20 protein-coding genes are annotated in these 17,749 nt (G+C 62.1%); 11 read left to right on the forward strand and 9 right to left on the reverse strand.

The genetic code is table 11. The annotated features are described in order from the left end of the window. Positions 1–122: 122 nt before the first annotated feature. Positions 123–1,340: an alanine transaminase gene (gene alaC / locus AC19YS_RS01990; RefSeq protein WP_200622926.1), complete on the reverse strand. Its 1,218-nt coding sequence runs from the start codon at positions 1,338–1,340 to the stop codon at positions 123–125. Positions 1,341–1,537: 197 nt separating this feature from the next. On the opposite strand from alaC, the gene AC19YS_RS01995 reads away from it, so the two are divergent. Next, positions 1,538–2,020: a GyrI-like domain-containing protein gene (locus AC19YS_RS01995; protein ID WP_106578479.1), complete on the forward strand. Its 483-nt coding sequence runs from the start codon at positions 1,538–1,540 to the stop codon at positions 2,018–2,020. A gap of 38 nt (positions 2,021–2,058) precedes the next feature. Here the strand turns inward: AC19YS_RS01995 and AC19YS_RS02000 are convergent, their stop codons facing one another. Then, entirely contained in the window at positions 2,059–2,664 is a 606-nt protein-coding gene (locus AC19YS_RS02000) for a pyridoxamine 5'-phosphate oxidase family protein (RefSeq protein WP_119741528.1), read from the reverse strand. Between the two features lie 21 nt (positions 2,665–2,685). Further along, complete coding sequence (locus AC19YS_RS02005) at positions 2,686–3,174, reverse strand: GNAT family N-acetyltransferase (protein ID WP_106578481.1); 489 nt, start codon at positions 3,172–3,174, stop codon at positions 2,686–2,688. Between the two features lie 147 nt (positions 3,175–3,321). Between AC19YS_RS02005 and AC19YS_RS02010 the strand changes: the two genes are divergently transcribed. Genes AC19YS_RS02010 through AC19YS_RS02025 form a run of 4 tightly spaced genes read left to right on the forward strand, consistent with a single transcriptional unit; the run spans position 3,322 to position 5,852 of the window. Further along, complete coding sequence (locus AC19YS_RS02010) at positions 3,322–3,741, forward strand: YybH family protein (protein ID WP_500600753.1); 420 nt, start codon at positions 3,322–3,324, stop codon at positions 3,739–3,741. A gap of 42 nt (positions 3,742–3,783) precedes the next feature. Further along, complete coding sequence (locus AC19YS_RS02015) at positions 3,784–4,128, forward strand: YciI family protein (RefSeq protein ID WP_106578483.1); 345 nt, start codon at positions 3,784–3,786, stop codon at positions 4,126–4,128. A gap of 27 nt (positions 4,129–4,155) precedes the next feature. Next, complete coding sequence (locus AC19YS_RS02020) at positions 4,156–4,632, forward strand: SRPBCC family protein (protein WP_500600755.1); 477 nt, start codon at positions 4,156–4,158, stop codon at positions 4,630–4,632. Further along, entirely contained in the window at positions 4,629–5,852 is a 1,224-nt protein-coding gene (locus AC19YS_RS02025; RefSeq protein ID WP_500600757.1) for an RNA polymerase sigma factor, read from the forward strand. The genes AC19YS_RS02020 and AC19YS_RS02025 overlap by 4 nt, the downstream gene beginning before the upstream one ends. Before the next feature lie 126 nt (positions 5,853–5,978). Here the strand turns inward: AC19YS_RS02025 and AC19YS_RS02030 are convergent, their stop codons facing one another. Continuing rightward, complete coding sequence (locus tag AC19YS_RS02030) at positions 5,979–6,704, reverse strand: SDR family oxidoreductase (protein ID WP_200622916.1); 726 nt, start codon at positions 6,702–6,704, stop codon at positions 5,979–5,981. 111 nt (positions 6,705–6,815) lie between these two features. On the opposite strand from AC19YS_RS02030, the gene AC19YS_RS02035 reads away from it, so the two are divergent. Beyond that, the gene (locus AC19YS_RS02035; protein ID WP_200622914.1) at positions 6,816–7,658 is read left to right on the forward strand and encodes a LysR family transcriptional regulator; all 843 of its coding nucleotides are present in this window, start codon (positions 6,816–6,818) and stop codon (positions 7,656–7,658) included. Between the two features lie 144 nt (positions 7,659–7,802). Here AC19YS_RS02035 and AC19YS_RS02040 read toward each other — a convergent pair whose 3' ends face one another. Continuing rightward, the gene (locus AC19YS_RS02040; protein WP_119741536.1) at positions 7,803–8,657 is read right to left on the reverse strand and encodes a LysR family transcriptional regulator; all 855 of its coding nucleotides are present in this window, start codon (positions 8,655–8,657) and stop codon (positions 7,803–7,805) included. Between the two features lie 88 nt (positions 8,658–8,745). On the opposite strand from AC19YS_RS02040, the gene AC19YS_RS02045 reads away from it, so the two are divergent. Then, the gene (locus tag AC19YS_RS02045; protein WP_106578489.1) at positions 8,746–9,186 is read left to right on the forward strand and encodes a multidrug/biocide efflux PACE transporter; all 441 of its coding nucleotides are present in this window, start codon (positions 8,746–8,748) and stop codon (positions 9,184–9,186) included. Here AC19YS_RS02045 and AC19YS_RS02050 read toward each other — a convergent pair. Both AC19YS_RS02050 and AC19YS_RS02055 read right to left on the reverse strand, forming a co-directional pair. Beyond that, positions 9,173–10,078 (reverse strand): LysR family transcriptional regulator, encoded by a 906-nt coding sequence (locus tag AC19YS_RS02050; protein ID WP_106578490.1) that lies wholly within the window; start codon positions 10,076–10,078, stop codon positions 9,173–9,175. The two genes, AC19YS_RS02045 and AC19YS_RS02050, sit on opposite strands and share 14 nt — an antisense overlap. A 50-nt stretch (positions 10,079–10,128) precedes the next feature. Further along, complete coding sequence (locus AC19YS_RS02055; protein ID WP_200622912.1) at positions 10,129–10,887, reverse strand: SDR family NAD(P)-dependent oxidoreductase; 759 nt, start codon at positions 10,885–10,887, stop codon at positions 10,129–10,131. A 106-nt stretch (positions 10,888–10,993) separates the two neighbouring features. Between AC19YS_RS02055 and AC19YS_RS02060 the strand changes: the two genes are divergently transcribed. After that, on the forward strand, positions 10,994–11,890 hold the full coding sequence (locus AC19YS_RS02060) for a LysR family transcriptional regulator (protein ID WP_200622910.1): 897 nt from the start codon (positions 10,994–10,996) through the stop codon (positions 11,888–11,890). Here AC19YS_RS02060 and AC19YS_RS02065 read toward each other — a convergent pair. Beyond that, entirely contained in the window at positions 11,887–12,804 is a 918-nt protein-coding gene (locus AC19YS_RS02065; RefSeq protein ID WP_200622908.1) for a LysR family transcriptional regulator, read from the reverse strand. The two genes, AC19YS_RS02060 and AC19YS_RS02065, sit on opposite strands and share 4 nt — an antisense overlap. A gap of 104 nt (positions 12,805–12,908) precedes the next feature. Between AC19YS_RS02065 and AC19YS_RS02070 the strand changes: the two genes are divergently transcribed. The 3 genes from AC19YS_RS02070 (at position 12,909) to AC19YS_RS02080 (ending at position 15,870) form a co-directional block, all read left to right on the forward strand. Then, positions 12,909–13,712: a 5-oxoprolinase subunit PxpA gene (locus AC19YS_RS02070; RefSeq protein ID WP_448197966.1), complete on the forward strand. Its 804-nt coding sequence runs from the start codon at positions 12,909–12,911 to the stop codon at positions 13,710–13,712. Positions 13,713–14,020: 308 nt separating this feature from the next. After that, a complete protein-coding gene (locus AC19YS_RS02075; RefSeq protein WP_500600762.1) occupies positions 14,021–14,899 on the forward strand; it encodes a 5-oxoprolinase subunit B family protein in 879 nt (292 codons plus the stop codon). Continuing rightward, on the forward strand, positions 14,896–15,870 hold the full coding sequence (locus AC19YS_RS02080; protein ID WP_119741546.1) for a 5-oxoprolinase subunit C family protein: 975 nt from the start codon (positions 14,896–14,898) through the stop codon (positions 15,868–15,870). Before AC19YS_RS02075 ends, AC19YS_RS02080 begins: the two co-directional genes overlap by 4 nt. Positions 15,871–15,993: 123 nt before the next feature. Here the strand turns inward: AC19YS_RS02080 and AC19YS_RS02085 are convergent, their stop codons facing one another. After that, positions 15,994–17,610, reverse strand: coding sequence for an inorganic phosphate transporter (locus AC19YS_RS02085; protein ID WP_200622905.1), 1,617 nt, complete (start codon positions 17,608–17,610; stop codon positions 15,994–15,996). Positions 17,611–17,749: the final 139 nt, after the last annotated feature.

Consider the following 17,749-nt stretch of genomic DNA (forward strand, 5'->3'; position numbering starts at 1 on the left):
CAGGTTCACCGCAAAACAAATGTGGGAGGGGGCTTGCCCCCGATGGCAGTGGACCAGTCATCCGATGCAGTGACTGACACTCCGCTATCGGGGGCAAGCCCCCTCCCACAGTGTTGACCGAGTTATGACCCGGTTTTGGCTACCAACCCATCCGCGCGGAACATCCCGCGAATCCCGCGCACCGCCTGGCGAATGCGGTCCTGGTTTTCGATCAGCGCAAAGCGCACATGATCGTCCCCATACTCACCAAAGCCGATGCCCGGCGACACACACACCTTGGCTTCCAGCAGCAGTTTCTTGGCAAATTCCAGCGAGCCCATGGCGGCATACGCGTCGGGAATCTTGGCCCAGACGTACATCGACGCCTTCGGGTTCTCAACCATCCAGCCCAGTTCATGCAGGCCCTTGACCAGCACATTGCGGCGCTGGCGGTATTGCTCGGCGATGTCTTTGACGCACTGCTGATTGCCTTCGAGCGCCGCAATCGCCGCCACCTGCAGCGGGGTGAAGGTGCCGTAGTCGTGGTAGCTCTTGATGCGCGCCAGCGCGTTGACCAGCTCCGGGTTGCCGACCATGAAGCCGATGCGCCAGCCGGCCATGTTGTAGCTCTTGGACAGGGTGAAAAACTCCACCGCAATGTCCTTGGCGCCCGGCACCTGCATGATCGACGGGGCTTTCCAGCCGTCGTAGACGATGTCGGCGTAGGCCAGGTCGTGCACCACCAGTACGTCGTACTGCTTGGCCAGGGCGATCACCCGTTCGAAGAAGTCCAGCTCCACGCACTGCGCGGTGGGGTTGGACGGGAAGCCGAGGATCATCATCTTCGGCTTGGGGATCGAGCCACGAATGGCGCGTTCCAGTTCAGCGAAAAAATCCACCCCCGGAATCAGCGGCACCGAGCGCACCTGGGCGCCGGCAATCACGGCACCGTAGATGTGAATCGGGTAGCTCGGGTTGGGCACCAGCACGGTGTCGCCCTGGTCGAGCGTGGCGAGCATCAAGTGCGCCAGGCCTTCTTTGGAGCCGATGGTGACGATGGCTTCCGTTTCCGGGTCGATGTCCACTTCATAGCGGTCCTTGTACCAGCGCGAGATCGCCCGGCGCAGACGCGGAATGCCTTTGGAAGTGGAGTAGCCGTGGGTGTCTTCACGCTGGGCGACGGTGACCATTTTTTCCACGATGTGTGCAGGCGTGGCGCCGTCAGGGTTACCCATGCTCAAGTCGATGATGTCTTCGCCGCGCCGACGCGCAGCCATCTTCAGCTCGGCAGTGATATTGAAAACGTAAGGAGGGAGTCGATCTATGCGCGCAAAGCGGCGCGGCGAACCTTGGTCTGCCATTGTTGCCTCAAGAGTACGTAAGCGCCCGGAACCGTCCGAGCGACGTCGGCCACTGCGGTGGCCTGCGGGGCAGACAATACGGTCGATGATGGCCAGTTGTCCAGATGGCGCAGGAAAAATTTCTGATTGGGGTGAGGTGTCAATAAGCCCCTATACTCGATGCGGGTTTGTGCCCTCACAAGAAGGAGACTGTTCAGATGGATCAGCAGACAAAATTACCGTTGCAGCCACGCCTGGAAGAGGGCAAAGCCCTGGTGATTGCCGGGCTCAAGGGCCATTACGACAAAGCCACCGTGGGGGACATTCCCAAGTTGTGGGAAGTGCTCGACAACAACATCAAAGACATCAGCAAGCGCGTTGACCGCCAGACATACGGCGTGTGCTACAACGCCAAGCAAGGCGAGTTCGACTATCTGGCCGGCGTTGAAGTGCCGGCCAAAAGCGATGTACCCAGCAATTTCCAGTCGGTTGAATTGCCTGCCCGCCATTACGCGGTATTTGCGCACCACGGCCCGGTGCAAGCGCTTGAGCAGACCTACGAGCGCATCATGTTCGAGTGGTTGCCACACTCGGGCTACAAAGTGGCCGGGGCGGATTTCGAGCGCTACAGCGCGGATTTTGATGCACGCAAAGGCACGGGTTCCGTCGAGATCTGGATGCCGGTCGAAAAGAAAGCCTGATGAATCACAGGGGCCGGCGCTCCGGCCCCACAGATCCTTCAATACAGCGTGGCCTTGACCCGCTCCGGCATCTCCCGGTCATACGCCTCGGCGTCAAACTGCCCATCATTGAGCCGCTTGTGAAACGCCCCGGCCGACGGCAATGCCGAACGGTCCAGGTGCTTCTCGGGGTTCCAGCAGTCCGAGCGCACAAACGCTTTTGAGCAATGGAAATACGCGGCTTGCACCTGCACCAGAATCACCGAGCGCGCAGGCTTGCCATTCACCGCAAAACTCTCCAGCAACTCGGGCTCGATGCAAATTTGCGCCCGGCCATTCACGCGCAAGGTCTCGCCAATGCCCGGGATGATGAACAGCAATGCGATGCGGGGGTCCTGCACCAGGTTGCGCAGGGTATCGAGGCGGTTATTGCCCGGCCGATCCGGGATCGCCAGGGTGCGCTCATCCACAATCCGCACAAACCCCGGCACATCGCCGCGCGGCGAGCCATCGATGCCCTCCGGCCCGGATGAACTGACCACCACCAGCGGCGACGCCCGCACCATGGCCTGGTAATCCTCGTTGAGAAACGGGATCTCCTTGCGCACTGCCCGCTCGTGGGGGAGGCCGTAGAGGGTTTCGAGTTGTTCCAGGGTTGTCAGCATGTTCACCACCTCCTTATCGTTTCAAAACACTAACGCCAGCCGGCGCTCATGGCCAATCCGGCCCTTGTACGCCTCGCCGCTGTCGACCCAGCCCGCCGCCAGATACAGGCCCATCGCCGCCACATTCTGCGCGTCCACCGACAACTCCAACGCTTTGATCTGCGGCCACGCTTGCAGGGCCGCCGCCGGCAGCGCCTGCAAACAGGCTTTGCCGAACCCACGCCCCTGCTGATGCCGATCAACCTGCAACGCATGCAGCGTGGCGCTGTGTTCATCGGCCCAATGAGGCAGGCAGGGCGGGCGTTTAAGCAGCAGGAAAGCGACGGGCACGTCATCGGCGAGCAGGGCGAAGCCTTTGATGGCGTTGGGGCTGGGATTGACCAGCAGGCTGTTCAGCGCGCAGTAGATATCGCCTGAATACGCCAGTTGCTCGGGATGCACTTGCAGGGTGTCGAGTTGCTGTTTTTGCACAAGGCTCAGCGTCTCATAGGGCACGAGGCGAGTTTCCATCGAGGGCGCATACCAAATCCTACAAAGAGGCGTGGATTCTAGCGGGTTTGCGCGTGGCGAAATTATTTTTCAGCGTGCTGTCGATTTACCCAAGGCGCGTTCGACTAAGGGTGTCCCTCGTGATTTTCCACCCTCAGGAGTATCGCCATGAGCACTGCAATCACCCGTCTGATCGATGAATGGCAGCAGGCCGTGCTGGCCCGTGATATCGACAAAATTGTCAGCTTTTACACCGACGATATCGTCGCGTTCGACGCCGTTACCGCGTTGCAATTCAAGGGCAGGGCGGCCTACCGCACGCATTGGGAAGACTGCATGAAGCATTGCCCCGGCCCGGGTATTTTCGAGTTTCATGAGCTGCATATCGTCGAGGCCCCAGAGAGTGCGTTTGCCCATTGGCTGGCCCATTGCGGCGGCGCCGGGCCCGATGGCGTGGTGAAGGCGTGCTGGATGCGGGTGACCGCCGGTTACCAGCGCATCGAGGGTCAATGGCGCGTGGTGCATGAGCATTGGTCGGCGCCCTTCGACATGGGCAGCGGCAGCGCATTGTTCGACCTGAAACCCTGACCGCCACCAACTATAGTCAGTAGTCCGAAAAGGGAGACGCCCATGAAATACCTCTGCCTGATCTACAGCGACGAGCAGGTGTTGCACACCTCGCCGGACAGCCCTGCGGACCCTGAGTGTTTTGCCTACGCCGAGGCAATCCAGGCCAGCGGGCGCATGCTCGCCGCCGAGCCACTGGAGTCGGTGAGCACCGCCACCACCGTGCGCATGCGCCATGGCAAGTTGTCGATCACCGACGGGCCGTTTGCCGAAACCAAGGAGCAGCTTGCCGGGTTTTACCTGATCGAGGCCAAGGACTTGAACGAAGCGATCCAGGTGGCCGGTGGCATACCGGCAGCCAGGGTCGGCAGTGTGGAAGTACGCCCCGTGCGTGAATTGAATCTCTGAAAACAACAACCACAAGAGGTTTATCCCATGACAACGCCAATTGCCGAATTTGAACTGTCCATCAGCCGCTTGATCGACGCCCCGCGTGACCGTGTGTTTCGCGCCTGGACCGAACCTGCCTTGTTGCAACAATGGTGGGGACCCCACGGCATGACCACGCCCGAGTGCGAAATGAACCTGTGGGTCGGTGGTCTGTTTCGTACCCTGATGCGCGCACCGGATGGCGCCGAGTACCCGACCCAAGGCGTGTTCCTGGAGATCCAGGCGCCGAGCCGGCTGGTGTTTACCGATGCTTACGCGCCAGGCTGGGTGCCGTCGGGCAAGCCGTTCATGACCGCCGAAGTGACCTTCGAAGAGGTCGAAGGCAAGACGCTGTACACCGCTCGCGCCATGCACTGGAGCGAAGCCGATAAACAGGCGCACGAAGCCATGGGGTTTCATGACGGCTGGGGCCAGAGCCTCGATCGCCTGGTGACGCTGGTGACCCAGGGCATGCCCGATTGACGCCTGAACTCGAGGCGATCTACCGCAGCGAGTCACGCCGCGTGCTCGCCACGCTGATCCGTTTGCTCGGTGATTTCGACCTCGCCGAAGAAGCCCTGCACGAGGCGTTCTTCGTCGCGGTCGAGCGCTGGCAGCGCGACGGTGTGCCGAGCAATCCACGCGCCTGGCTGGTCTCGACCGGTCGTTTCAAAGCCATCGACCGCCTGCGCCGCCAGGCCCGTTTTACCCCCTTGTTGCAGGAGCAGGCCGACGCGCTGGAAGCGGCCGAGTGGAGTGAGGACGACGTGGAAGACGACCGCCTGCGCCTGATGTTCACCTGCTGCCACCCGGCGCTGGCGCCTGACGCCCAGGCGGCGCTGACCTTGCGTGAGATCTGCGCCCTCACCACCGAAGAAATCGCCCGCGCCTTTCTCGCCACGCCCACCACCATTGCCCAACGCATCGTGCGCGCCAAGGCCAAGATTCGCGAAGCAGGGATTCCCTATCAGGTGCCGTGCCGCGACGAATTGCCCGAGCGCCTGGACAGCGTGTTACGCGTGGTTTACCTGGTGTTCAACGAGGGCTATTCGGCGTCCATGGGCGCGAACCTTACGCGGGAGGACCTGACCCGCGAAGCCATTCGGCTGGGACGCCTGCTGGTGGAACTGCTGCCAGAGCCGGAAGTCATCGGCCTGCTGGCGCTGATGCTATTGCACGAGTCACGCCGAGCGGCGCGCACCTCGGCCGACGGCGAGTTGGTGTTGCTGGATGAACAGGACCGTGGGTTGTGGGACGCGTCCTTGATTGCTGAAGGCTGCGCGCTGGTGGAGCAGGCGTTGAGCACACGGCGTTTTGGCCCGTATTGCCTGCAAGCCGCCATTGCGGCGGTGCACGCCGAAGCGTCGAGCGCGGGGGAAACGGACTGGCCGCAGATTGTCGGGCTCTACGACGTGTTGCTCAGGGCTGTGCCGTCGCCGGTGATCGAGTTGAACCGCGCGGTGGCGCTGGCCATGCGCGATGGGCCGTGGGCAGGCCTGCAGGCAGTGGAAGCGATTTTTGCGCGCGGCGAGTTGCTGGATTACCACTGGGCACATTCGGCGCGCGGGGAGTTTTGTCGGCAGTTGGGGCGTACCGAGCAAGCCTGTGCTTCGTACGAAAAAGCCCTGTCACTGACTCAGCAAACCCCAGAAAAGCGCTTTTTAGAGCGGCGCCTGGCCGAACTCAAAACCATCAGACCATAAGGATCAACACTGTGGGCACTGGCACGCCTGCGATAGCGGTGTATCAGCCAACAGATTGACAGCCTGATACACCGCCATCGCCGGCAAGCCTGCGCCCACATTCAACAGGGGGGGCAGTTTGTTCGGTTAAGGCTGCTGACGAGTAGCCGCCAACACAATCTCACGGATGCACACATGCTGCGGCTGCTGGTAGGCGTAGGCAATCGCCGAAGCCACATCATCGGCGCTCAACACGGTGCCGCCCATGTCCTGTTTCCAGGCTTGATAACCCGTCTTGATCGCCTCATCAGTGGTGTGGCTGAGCAGTTCAGTTTCCACCGCACCCGGTGCAATGGTGATTACCCGCACGTTGCTTGGCGACAATTCCTCGCGCAGGTTTTCCGAAATCCCATGCACCGCGAACTTGGTGCCGACATACGCGACATGGTTTGGGAAGGTCTTGCGCCCGGCCACCGAGCTGACGTTGATGATCGTGCCGCCCTTGCGCGCGACCATGCTGCCGGCCACCGCATGGATACCGTTGAGCAAACCTTTCACGTTGACGTCGAGCATCTGCTCCCATTGCTGCGGGTCTTGCTCGCTGACGGCGCCCAGCAGCATGACGCCGGCGTTGTTGATCAGCGCGTCGGCCGGGCCGAATTGCGCCTCGGCTTCTTTAACGGCGGCAACCAGTGCGACGCGGTCGGTGATGTCGACGCCGCGGTTCAAGGTGTTTGGCAGTGCCAGGTCGTTCAGGCGCTCTATGCGCCGCGCCAGCAACAGCAGTGGGTGGCCGGCGGCCGACAACAGGCGGGCGGTGGCTTCGCCAATACCGGAACTGGCACCGGTGATGATGATCAGTGGCTTGCTCATGAATGCACTCCTGGAATAAGAAATATCGATAACTGAACGGTCGGCGCAGTATATTTACCGCCGCCGAGGCTGAAAAATGCCTTATTCCTCTGTCTGCCATCGGATAAAGCTATGGATGTGCGTCACCTCAGGGCCTTTCTCGCGGTGTTCGAAGAACGCAACATCACCGCGGCCGCCCAGCGTTTGTTTATCAGCCAACCGACGCTGTCGGTGACCATCAAGCAGCTGGAAGACGAACTCGGTGTGGCGTTATTTGTGCGCCAACCGCGGGGTGTAGAAGTCAGCGCCGAGGCCCGGGTGCTGTACCCGCAGGCGCGGCGCATGGTCGCCGAAGCGGACGCCTTGAGCGGTTTGTTTCGCGGGCGCGAAAACCGTATCGCCCTGGAGCTGGGCGTGGAGGGCGATATTGCCGACAGCCAGATCGAGACTTTCCTGCGTATGGCGCACCACGGCCTGCCGGGTTTGCTGCTGACCTTGCAGGAAGGTTGCGAAGGCGACGGGCGCTTGGCCGTGGAGGAAATGTGCTGCGAGGACGAGCTGTTCCTGCCGCTTTGGGAGGAGTCCTACGTGATGGCATTGCCCGAGGCACACCCGATGGCACACGCCGGTAAAGCGCAGGCCTGGGCGCCGATTGAAGACTGGATCACCTGCCCACAACACGATTCGCACCAACGCTTGATGGCGCTGTACGGCCGTTCGCCGCATGCAGTGGCCGGGCATGCCGGTTCGTTGACCCAGGCACTGCACATGGTCGCGGCCGGTGTGGGCGTGGCCATGTTGCCGCAGTCGATGGCGGCCGAACGGGCCGGCGTGGTGACTCGCGAATGGCACCTGCCGGCGCCGACGCGGCGCGTGGGGTTGTGCTTTGCCGCGCAGGCGTTGGAATTGCCTGCATTGCGCGCCCTGCACGAATATTTCCAGAACAATCGGCCGCCACAGCTCTCTGCGGCGTGACACAAATCTCCTGTTCGAAGCAGTTCCAATGTGGGAGCGGGCTTGCTCGCGAAAGCGGTGTGCCAGTCAGCGCATTTTTTACTGACCCACCGCCTTCGCGAGCAAGCCCGCTCCCACATTTGGATCTCTATCGCCTGCAAGTAATCACTCCAACATCTGCCCCAACATCCAACTCCCCGCCGGCCCCGGCGGGTGCTGGCGTGACCACAGCGCATCCACCGCCACCGAACGTGGCCAACTGCGCACCTCAAGTTCCACCAGCCCGGCATTCCCAAATCGCTCCACCAGCCAGCGCGGCAGCGCCGCCCAGCCGAAACCGAGCTGGGCCATTTCCATCAGCATCAGAAAACTCGGCGCCGACCACACACGGCCGGTCGGGCGGGTTTCGTTGGGGTTGATGATGCTGGCCAGACGCAATTCGCGGTGTTGCTGCAAGGCCTGCGGGTCAAGGTTTTGCACGTTGGCCAAAGGATGAGTGGGGGCCACGAACACGGCGATTTCCGTACGCTCTGCCACGGGCGCGCGGGTCAGGTCGGGCGGGTAAACCTCCTGGGCTTCGATCAAGGCAATCTGCGCGCGGCCGCTTTGCACCAGGGCGATCAGGTCTTCGCATTCGGCGATCAGCCATTCCAGCTCCAGGTCCGGGTAGCGTTGTTCAAACGCTTTAAGCGCGAGCTCGAAACGCTCCGACTGATACGTATCGGACATGGCGATACTCAACTTCGGCTCCAAACCCATTGCCAACTGGCTCGCCGCCAGCTCCAGGCGGCTGCTGGCTTCCAACACCTGCTCGGCCCGTTGCAATAACACATGGCCGGCGGGCGTGAGCGTTGGCTTGCGGCTGCTGCGATCAAACAGCACCACGTCCAGGTCAATCTCCAGACTCGCGACCGCCGCGCTTACGGTGGACTGGCTCTTGCCTAACTTGCGCGCCGCGGCGGAAAACGAACCTTGGGTGGCCGCCTGGACAAACGCCTGCAGCACTTCATGAGAGGCCATGACTATCGCCTTGATCGATGGTTATTAGTTATGAAGTATCGATTCAAAGGGTAATCATGGCAACCGTCGTCACTCACGGAGCCGGGTCATGAACCCTACCAAGTCGATTACTGAACGTGTATGCCAGGCCATTGGTTTTGAAGGTTTGGCGTTGTTGATCTGTACCCCGTTGCTGGCATGGATCATGGACAAGCCTGCCCTGGAGATGGGCATGGTCACCCTGGCAATCAGCCTGATGGCGCTGACCTGGAACGTGATCTTCAACGGCCTGTTCGATCGCCTGAAGGCACGCTGCAAGCTCGCCAACAACGGCTGGACGCGTGTGCTGCACGCGTTGATGTTCGAGGGCGGCCTGATTCTGGTGTGCGTGCCGTTGATCGCCGCGTGGCTGAACATCAGCCTGATGCAGGCGTTTATTCTCGACATCGGCGTGCTGCTGTTCTTCCTGCCGTACACCTATGTGTATCACTGGGGCTATGACGTGCTGCGGGAAAAGTTCTTACAGCGGCGGCTGGTCAGCCAAGCTTGAGCGAGGCGACAAACTCCAGAAACGCCCGCACCTTGGCGGCGGGCAAATGCCGCGACGGGTAGTAGGCGTACAGCGGAAAACGCTCGTCCGGCCAGTCGGGAAACAACTCCACCAGGCTGCCGGCATCGAGCGCCGGCGTCAGGCCCAGATCGAGCATTTGCGCCACCGCGTGCCCGTGTTCACACACGCTGTACAAGGTGCTGGCGTCGTTGACCACCAAGCGACCGTCGGTGCGCACGATCACTTGCTCGCCCTTGCGGTGGAACTCCCAGGCAAACGGGCGCCCGGTTTGCGAGTCGCGAAAGTCCAGGCACATATGCCCGGTTTCCAGGTCTTGTGGCGTGGCCGGTCGGCCGTATTGCTCAAGGTAAGCGGGAGAGGCCACGGTGAGCACGCGCACTTCCATCAATTTGCGCGCGATCAGCGAGGAGGATTGTGGGATGCCGAAGCGAATTGCCACGTCAAAACCGTCGGCGACCAGGTCGCCGAGTTGGTCGCGGGTGTGCAAGTCCAACTGCAGCTGCGGGTAGCGCCGCATAAAATCGCCCAGCACCGGGCCCAATACCAGGCGCGAGAAGTACGGGTCGATATTCACCCGCAAGCGCCCGCGCACGGTCAATGCACTGTCGGCGGCGGAGCTGGCGGCTTCTTCAAGACCGGCCAGCAACGGCGCGATTTGCTGGTAAAAGCGTCGACCTTCGTCGGTCAGTTGCACCGAGCGCGTGGTGCGGTCGAACAGGCGAATCCCCAGGCGTTTTTCCAGGCGCGAAATCGCCCGGCTGACCCCCGAAGGCGTCATGTCCAGGCTGTCGGCGGCGCGGGCAAAGCTGCCGCTGTCGACCACGGCTGCCAATACGCCCATGCCGCCGGCCAAACCTGGATCGAAACTCATCGGTGATTGCCTGTCTGTGACTTGAAGGCATTGATGCTAGCGCACAATGCCTACAGAAACATGCCGCCCGACGCTTCGATGCGCTGCCCGGTGATCCAGTTGCTGCCATCGGCCAGCAAGGTCGAGATCGCGCCGCCGATGTCGTCTGGCAAACCGGCACGGCCCAGCGCGGTGTTGTTGGCGACCATTGCGTTGACGTCCGGGTTATCGCGCACTGCGCCGCCGCTGAAGTCGGTGGCAATGGCGCCCGGTGCCAGGGTGTTGACGGTAATGCCGCGCGGGCCCAACTCTTTGGCCTGGTAGCGCGACAGCACTTCAACCGCGCCCTTCATCGAGGCATACGCCGAATACCCTGGCAGGCTGAACCGCGCCAGGCCGCTGGAGATATTGATGATGCGCCCGCCATCGCTGATCAGCGGCAGCAACTTTTGCGTGAGGAAAAACGGCGCCTTGAAGTGGATGGCCACCAGGCGGTCAAACTGTTCTTCGGTGGTATCGGCGAAGCTGGCGTGAGCGCCGATGCCGGCGTTGTTGATCAGAAAATTGAAGTGAGCCTGTGCGAAAACATCCTTGAGTACTGTGCTGACCTCGCCGACGAAGTCATTGAAGGTGCCGCTTTGGCTGACATCCAGTTGCAACATGGCAGCACGGCCACCCAGCGCTTGAATCTGTTCCACCACCGCTTGGGCTTCGGCTGCGGCGCTGTGGTAGGTGCCGATGATGTCGACGCCCTGTGCCGCCAGGTGCAGCGCTGCGCTTTTGCCCAGGCCGCGGCTGGCGCCAGTGATGAGTGCGATTTTACGGGTCATGGTGCAGTCCTCTTGTGTGATCAGTGGGACTGAGTGTATTTGTCCGCTCGTAACGTGATAAACAGGGCGCTATCGGAATCACTGGCCGGATAAGGCGAACAATCCCATGAACAAGCTTGAGTTGTTGCGCACCTTCGTGCGGGTCACCGAACTGTCGAGTTTCACCCAGGCGGGCGAGAGCCTGGGGCTGCCGCGCTCCACGGTGTCCGAGCACGTGCAGGCACTCGAAGAATTACTCGGCGCGCGCCTGTTGCAGCGCACCACGCGCAAGGTCCAGGCCACTCAGGACGGGCGCGTGCTGTATGAGCGCAGCAAGGATTTGCTGTCGCACATGGAAGAACTTGAAGGCCTGTTTCGTCAGGATGAAGCGCAACTGACCGGGCGCATTCGCGTGGACATGCCCAACGTCATGGCGCGGGACCTGATCCTGCCGCGCCTGCCCGAATTCATGCACGCCCACCCCTTGATCGAGCTGGAAATCAGCACCACCGACCGTCAGGTAGACCTGCTCGCCGAAGGTTTCGACTGCGTGTTGCGCGTCGGCGCGCAGCCTGATCAGTCGGTGGTGGCGCGCCTGCTGTGCAGCATGCCGATGATCAACTGCGTCAGCGTCGAGTATGTCCAGCGCCATGGCAAGCCCGAGACCCTGGCCGACCTGGCGCATCACCAATTGGTGCATTACGTGCGGCCATTGGGTTCGCGTTCGCCGGGGTTCGAATACCAGCAGGGCAACAAAGTGCACCGCGTGCCGATGGCCGGGCGCGTCACGGTCAACAGCACCGATGCCTACAAGTCGGCGTGCCTGGGCGGTTTTGGCATCACGCAGGTGCCGGTCCTGGGAATTCGCGATTTACTCGAGCGCGGTGAACTGGTGGCCGTGTTGCCTGACTACCCCGCGCCGGCGTTGGACGTGTCGTTGCTCTATGCCGGGCAGCGGCATTTGCCACAGCGCGTGCGGGTGTTCATGGATTGGCTCGCCGCCACCGTGCAAGCCCAGATTTAACGCCGCGCCGACAACTGCTGCGGTGCCAGGAAAGCATCGTGGAAGTAATCCCGAAACGCCTGCATCGCCGGTGTGAACGCGCGCTCGCGGTGCCAGGCCAGGCCGACGCTCATGGGCGTCACCGGGTCGGTCACGGTCAGCGTCTCGATGCGCTTGCCTTCCAGGGACCAGGGCCGGTGCACCAGGTCCGACAGAATCGCCACGCCGCTGCCATTGGCAACCATGCTGCGCACCGCCTCCACCGAGCTGGTGCGCAGACGCACCCTGGGCGTTTGTCCGGCCTGTTCCCAGTAGCGCATGGCGCTGTGTTCGGCCTCGTCGACGGTGAGCAGGATGTAAGGTTCCTGCGCCACATCGGCCAGGCTCACGGCGCCGCGTTCGCACAACGCGTGGTGGCTGGGCAGCCACAGGCGGCGTTCCGAATTGAACAGGATCTCGGAGACGATATCCGGGTGAGTGAGGTTGGCGGTGAGCACCACGGCCATGTCGAATTGACCGTCGAGCAGGCCGTGTTCGATGGCTTGGCGCTCCTGCTCGAACACCTCGATGGTCACGTCCGGGTGCCAGTGTTCCATGCGTTGCAAGTGATGCGGCAGGAAATAGCCGAGCACCGTGTAACTGGCCGCCACGCGCAGCACGCCGCTGGCGCGGTAATCCGGCAGCGGGCTGTTCAGCGCGTCGTCCACGCTGCGCACAATCACATAGGCACGGTTGAGAAAGTGCCGTCCGGCATCGGTCAGGTTCATGCCTTGGGCCGAACGCACAAACAGCTGCACGCCGAGCATGGCTTCCAGTTCCTTGATCGCCGTGGTCACCGCCGACTGGGAGATGTTCAAGTGAATGGCCGCCTGGGAAATCTGGCCGATCTCGGCAGTAGCGACGAAGTAGCGAACTTGGCGCAAGGTCAGGGACATGGCTTTATCTGATTTTCAGAAGATGGGCCATCTGATAATAGATCTTCCCAAGGGGTCAAGCGCCAGCCTACTTTCCTGGCATCACCTTTGGCGGAGCGACACCGATGCAGGCAGTGGATTTCAATTCAGACATGGGCGAAGGCTTCGGCCCCTGGACCATCGGCGATGGCGTGGATGCTGAACTGATGGCTTACATCAGCTCAGCCAACATCGCCACCGGCTTCCACGCCGGCGACCCCGGTACCATGCGCCGCACCGTTGCGCGCGCCAAGCAACTCGGCGTGGCCATCGGCGCGCACCCAGGCTTTCGTGACCTGGTGGGGTTTGGCCGTCGGCATATCCACGCACCGGCGCAGGAACTGGTGGACGACATGCTCTACCAGCTCGGCGCCCTGCGCGAAATCGCCCGCGCCCAAGGCGTGCCCCTGCAACACATCAAGCCCCACGGCGCGCTCTACATGCACCTGGCTCGCGACGAAGAGGCCGCGCGCTTGCTGGTGCAAAACCTGCAACTGATCGAACCGACACTGTTGTTGTACTGCATGCCCAACTCGGTGATCTGGCGCGTTGCCAAGGAACTCGGGCAGCCTGTGGTGCGCGAGTTTTACGCCGACCGTGAATACGACCTGACCGGCTCCATCGTGTTTACCCGCCATGTGCGGGCGCTTGACCCTGCAACGGTCGCGGCGCGGGTCTTGCGGGCTTGTCAGACGGGGTTGGTGCGCACGGTAGAGGGCGAAGACCTGCCTATCGCATTCGACTCCATCTGCCTGCACAGCGACACGCCCGGCGCGCTGGAGTTGGTCGAGGCCACCCGCGAAGCGTTGGACCGGGCGGGCATCATAGTCACAGCGGCGAGTGGACGTGTTGGGGCGAGAGGACTCTCTGAGGGCGAGCGGGCTTGCTGAGACAACCGGGCTTACTGTGGCGAGCGGGCTTGCCCCGCGTTGGGCGGCGAAGCCGCCCCAATAAACGCCGCGTCATGTCAGGTAGCACCCGGTCGCCTGATTTAAGGGCTGCTGCGCAGCCCAACGCGGGGCAAGCCCGCTCGCCACAGTAAGCCTACTGACCACAGTAAGCCTACTGAACACAGTAAACCCACTGGCAACAGCAAGCCGGCTTGCCACAACGACATGCGCTCACCCCAACAAAAAGCATGCACACACACACATTATTTTTTGCCTGCCTTTCTACAATGATTCCAAGAGGAACAGACATGGCTGAAACGTCCCCCATCCGCTACAGCTTCGGCGGTGATGAACACTTGTTTGCCGAGGTCAGCGACAGCATGTCCCTGCAGGCCTTTTTCAAAGGCATGGCCGTGACCCGTGCCGTGGAGCGCCTGGCGCTGGATGGCGTATTGGATGTGTGCCTGGCCAATGCGTCGTTTCAGATTCGCTTCGACCCCGACCGCATCGCGCCACACGTGCTGCTCGACGCGGTGCAAAGCGCCGAAGCCCGGGCCGTGGCCGAGCGCACGTTGCACACGCGCATCATTGAAATCCCGGTGCTCTACAACGACCCGTGGACCCACGAAACGCTGATGCGTTTTCGCGACCGTCACCAAGACCCCACGGGCACGGACCTGGAATACGCTGCGCGCATCAACGGCCTGGCCGATGTCGACGCGTTTATCGCCGCCCACAGTGGCGCGCCGTGGTTTGTGTCGATGGTGGGCTTTGTCGCAGGCCTGCCGTTCATGTTCCAGATGGTTGAGCGCGAACGGCAATTGCAGGTGCCCAAGTACCTGCGCCCGCGCACCGACACCCCCAAATTGACCCTCGGGCATGGCGGCTGCTTTGGCTGTATTTACTCGGTACGCGGCGCCGGGGGTTACCAGATGTTCGGCGTGACCCCGGCGCCCATCTACGACCCGGCGCAGCAGTTGGCGTACCTCAAGGAGCACATGGTGTTCTTCCGCCCCGGAGACATCGTGCAGTTCAAACCGCTGGACCGCGACGCCTATGACCTGGCGGTCGCCGAGGTGGACGCGGGGCGTTTCGACTTGCGCATCCGCCCGGTGGAATTTTCCCTCGACGCCTTTATTGCCGACCCCGTTGGCTATCCGAAAACCCTGCAGGAGGCGCTGACATGATCAAAGTCATCAAACCCGGCCTCGCCACCTCTGTGCAGGACCTTGGTCGTGAAGGCTATTACCACTTGGGCATCCCGCCCTCGGGTGCGCTGGACCAATACGCCTTGAGCGCGGCCAACCACCTGGTGGGCAACCCGGTGGGTGCGGCGGGCCTGGAATGCACCTTGATCGGGCCTGAGCTGCTGTTTCAACAGGACGCGTTGGTGGCGCTCAGCGGTGCGCTGATGGCGCCGCGCCTGGACGGTGACGTGGTGCATCAGGACACCGCGTTCCAGGTGCGCGCCGGGCAGGTGCTGCGCTTTGAATTTCCCAAGGCGGGCGCGCGCACCTACCTGGCGGTGGCGGGCGGCATTGATGTGCCATTGGTGCTCGGCAGCCGCTCGACGTACACCCTCGGCGCGCTTGGCGGGTTTCAGGGACGGCGCTTGCAGGCGGGCGATGAACTGCCGATCGGCCAGGACTTTGGGCTGGGGCGTGCGGGCAACAGTTTGCCGATGGCGCTGCGTCGCTCAGTCGGCGGCGATGTGACCTTGCGTGTGGTGCCGGGGCTGTATTACGACCGGCTGACTGACGGCGCGAAAAGCAGCTTTTTTGCCGAACCGTGGACAGTGGGCTCCGAGGCGGATCGCATCGGCTATCGCTTCAAGGGCGGCAGCGCGTTGAGTTTTCAGCCGCGTGAGCAGCCGTTTGGCGCGGGCTCGGACCCGTCGAATATCGTCGACAGTTGCTACCCCATTGGCTCGATCCAGGTGCCGGCGGGGTTGGAGCCGATTGTGCTGCACAGGGATGCGGTCTCGGGCGGTGGCTACGCGATGATTGGCACGGTGATCAGTGCGGATCTGGATTTGATCGGGCAGATGCAGCCGAACCAGCGGGCGGGGTTTGTGGCGGTGACGCTTGAGGAGGCATTGGAGGCGCGGCGGGTGTACAAGAAGCGGCTGAAAATAATGGGCGGTTTATTCACTCCCTGAAAACACATAGGACCCATGTGGGAGCGGGCTTGCTCGCGAAGGTGGTGTGTCAGCCAGCCTATTCGGTACTGACACACCGCCTTCGCGAGCAAGCCCGCTCCCACAGTTTTTAACAGTGTTGTGTCAGAACAGTTGGGTGAACAGCCAGTACAAACTGCCCGACAACAGAATCGCCGCCGGCAACGTTAGCACCCAGGCCATCAGCAAATTGCGGATGGTCTTCATCTGCAACCCCCCGCCATTGGCCACCATGGTCCCGGCCACACCGGACGACAGCACATGGGTGGTCGACACCGGCAACCCGAACATGTCCGCTGCGCCAATCGTCAGCATCGCCACTGTCTCGGCCGAGGCGCCTTGGGCATAGGTCAGGTGGGTCTTGCCAATTTTCTCGCCCACCGTCACCACGATGCGCTTCCAGCCAACCATGGTGCCCAGGCCGAGAGCGATGGCCACGGCGATCTTCACCCACAGCGGAATAAAGCGCGTGGAATTGTCGATCTGTTCCTTGAACAGCTTCAGCTTGCCTTGGGTGTCGGCGTCGAAGCTGCCGACCTTGTCCTTGTCCATCAGGCGAATGGTTTCGCTGGTCAAGTACATGTCGTTGCGCACGTTGCCTACCGCTTCGGCGGGGACTTTGGCCAGGGAGCCGTAGCCTTTGACTTCGTCACCTATCTGGCCTGTCAGGGCGGCGAGGGCGGGTATCAGTTGCGGGGTAGCTTCCTTGGTGCGCACGTAGGTCGACAGGATCGGCCGTGGGTCGCCCGGCAGTGCTTGCGGTGCGCTTTTCATCAACGCGACCTGGGTCACCTCGGCCACTGCCGCAAACTGCAACGACTGCTCGGCCGGCATGGTGCGGTTCAGCGCGTAGGCCATTGGCAGGGTGCCGACCAGAATCAGCATGATCAGGCCCATGCCTTTCTGGCCGTCGTTTGAACCGTGAGCGAAGGACACGCCGGTGCAGGTGGCGATCAGCATGCCGCGAATCCACCACGGCGGCGGGGTGTCGCCCTTGGGCGCCTTGTACAGCGAGCGGTTTTTTACGAAGGCGCGAAGCGCCAGCAACAGCAAGGCGGCAAACGCGAAGCCGATCAGCGGTGACAGCAGCAGCGCATAACCAATCTTGATCGCCTGGCTCCAATCGACGCCGCTGGTGCCGTCACGCCCGTGCATCAAGGCGTTCGCCACGCCGACGCCGATGATCGAGCCGATCAGGGTGTGCGAAGACGAGGCCGGCAGGCCCAGCCACCAGGTGCCGAGGTTCCACAGGATCGCGGCGATCAGCAAGGCAAAGATCATCGCGAAACCGGCCGAGGAGCCCACTTGCAAAATCAGCTCGACCGGCAGCAGGGCAATGATGCCGAACGCCACGGCGCCGCTGGACAGCAGCACGCCGAGGAAGTTGAAAAAGCCCGACCACACCACTGCAAAGTGCGGCGGCAGCGAGTTGGTGTAGATCACCGTCGCCACTGCGTTGGCGGTGTCGTGGAAGCCGTTGACGAATTCGAAACCCAGGGCGATCAACAGCGCCACGCCGAGCAGCAGGAACGGTGTCCAGGTGGTGACCACCGTGCCCAGTTCGTGCATGTCGTGCATCAGGCTGTAGGCGGTAAACAGCAGGCCCATGGCGAGCACGGCGAAGAAGATGATCACCGTCACCAGGCCGGGTTTCTTGTCCAGCCGGGGTTTGGGGTCTGCGTGTGAGGCGGTGGTGGAGGCAGTCAGGGAAGGGGTGGCCATGCCGGAGCATCCAGTGTGGGGAGGATGTCGTTGATGATCATTGCAGAATGTTACAGAGATGCTGCGGTAAGTCAGTGTTTAGGGAATTGGGCGTGCCACTGGTCTACAAACCCCCACAAAAGTAATGGCAGAGTGCAAT

This window comes from Pseudomonas sp. MF08831 (assembly GCF_059862645.1).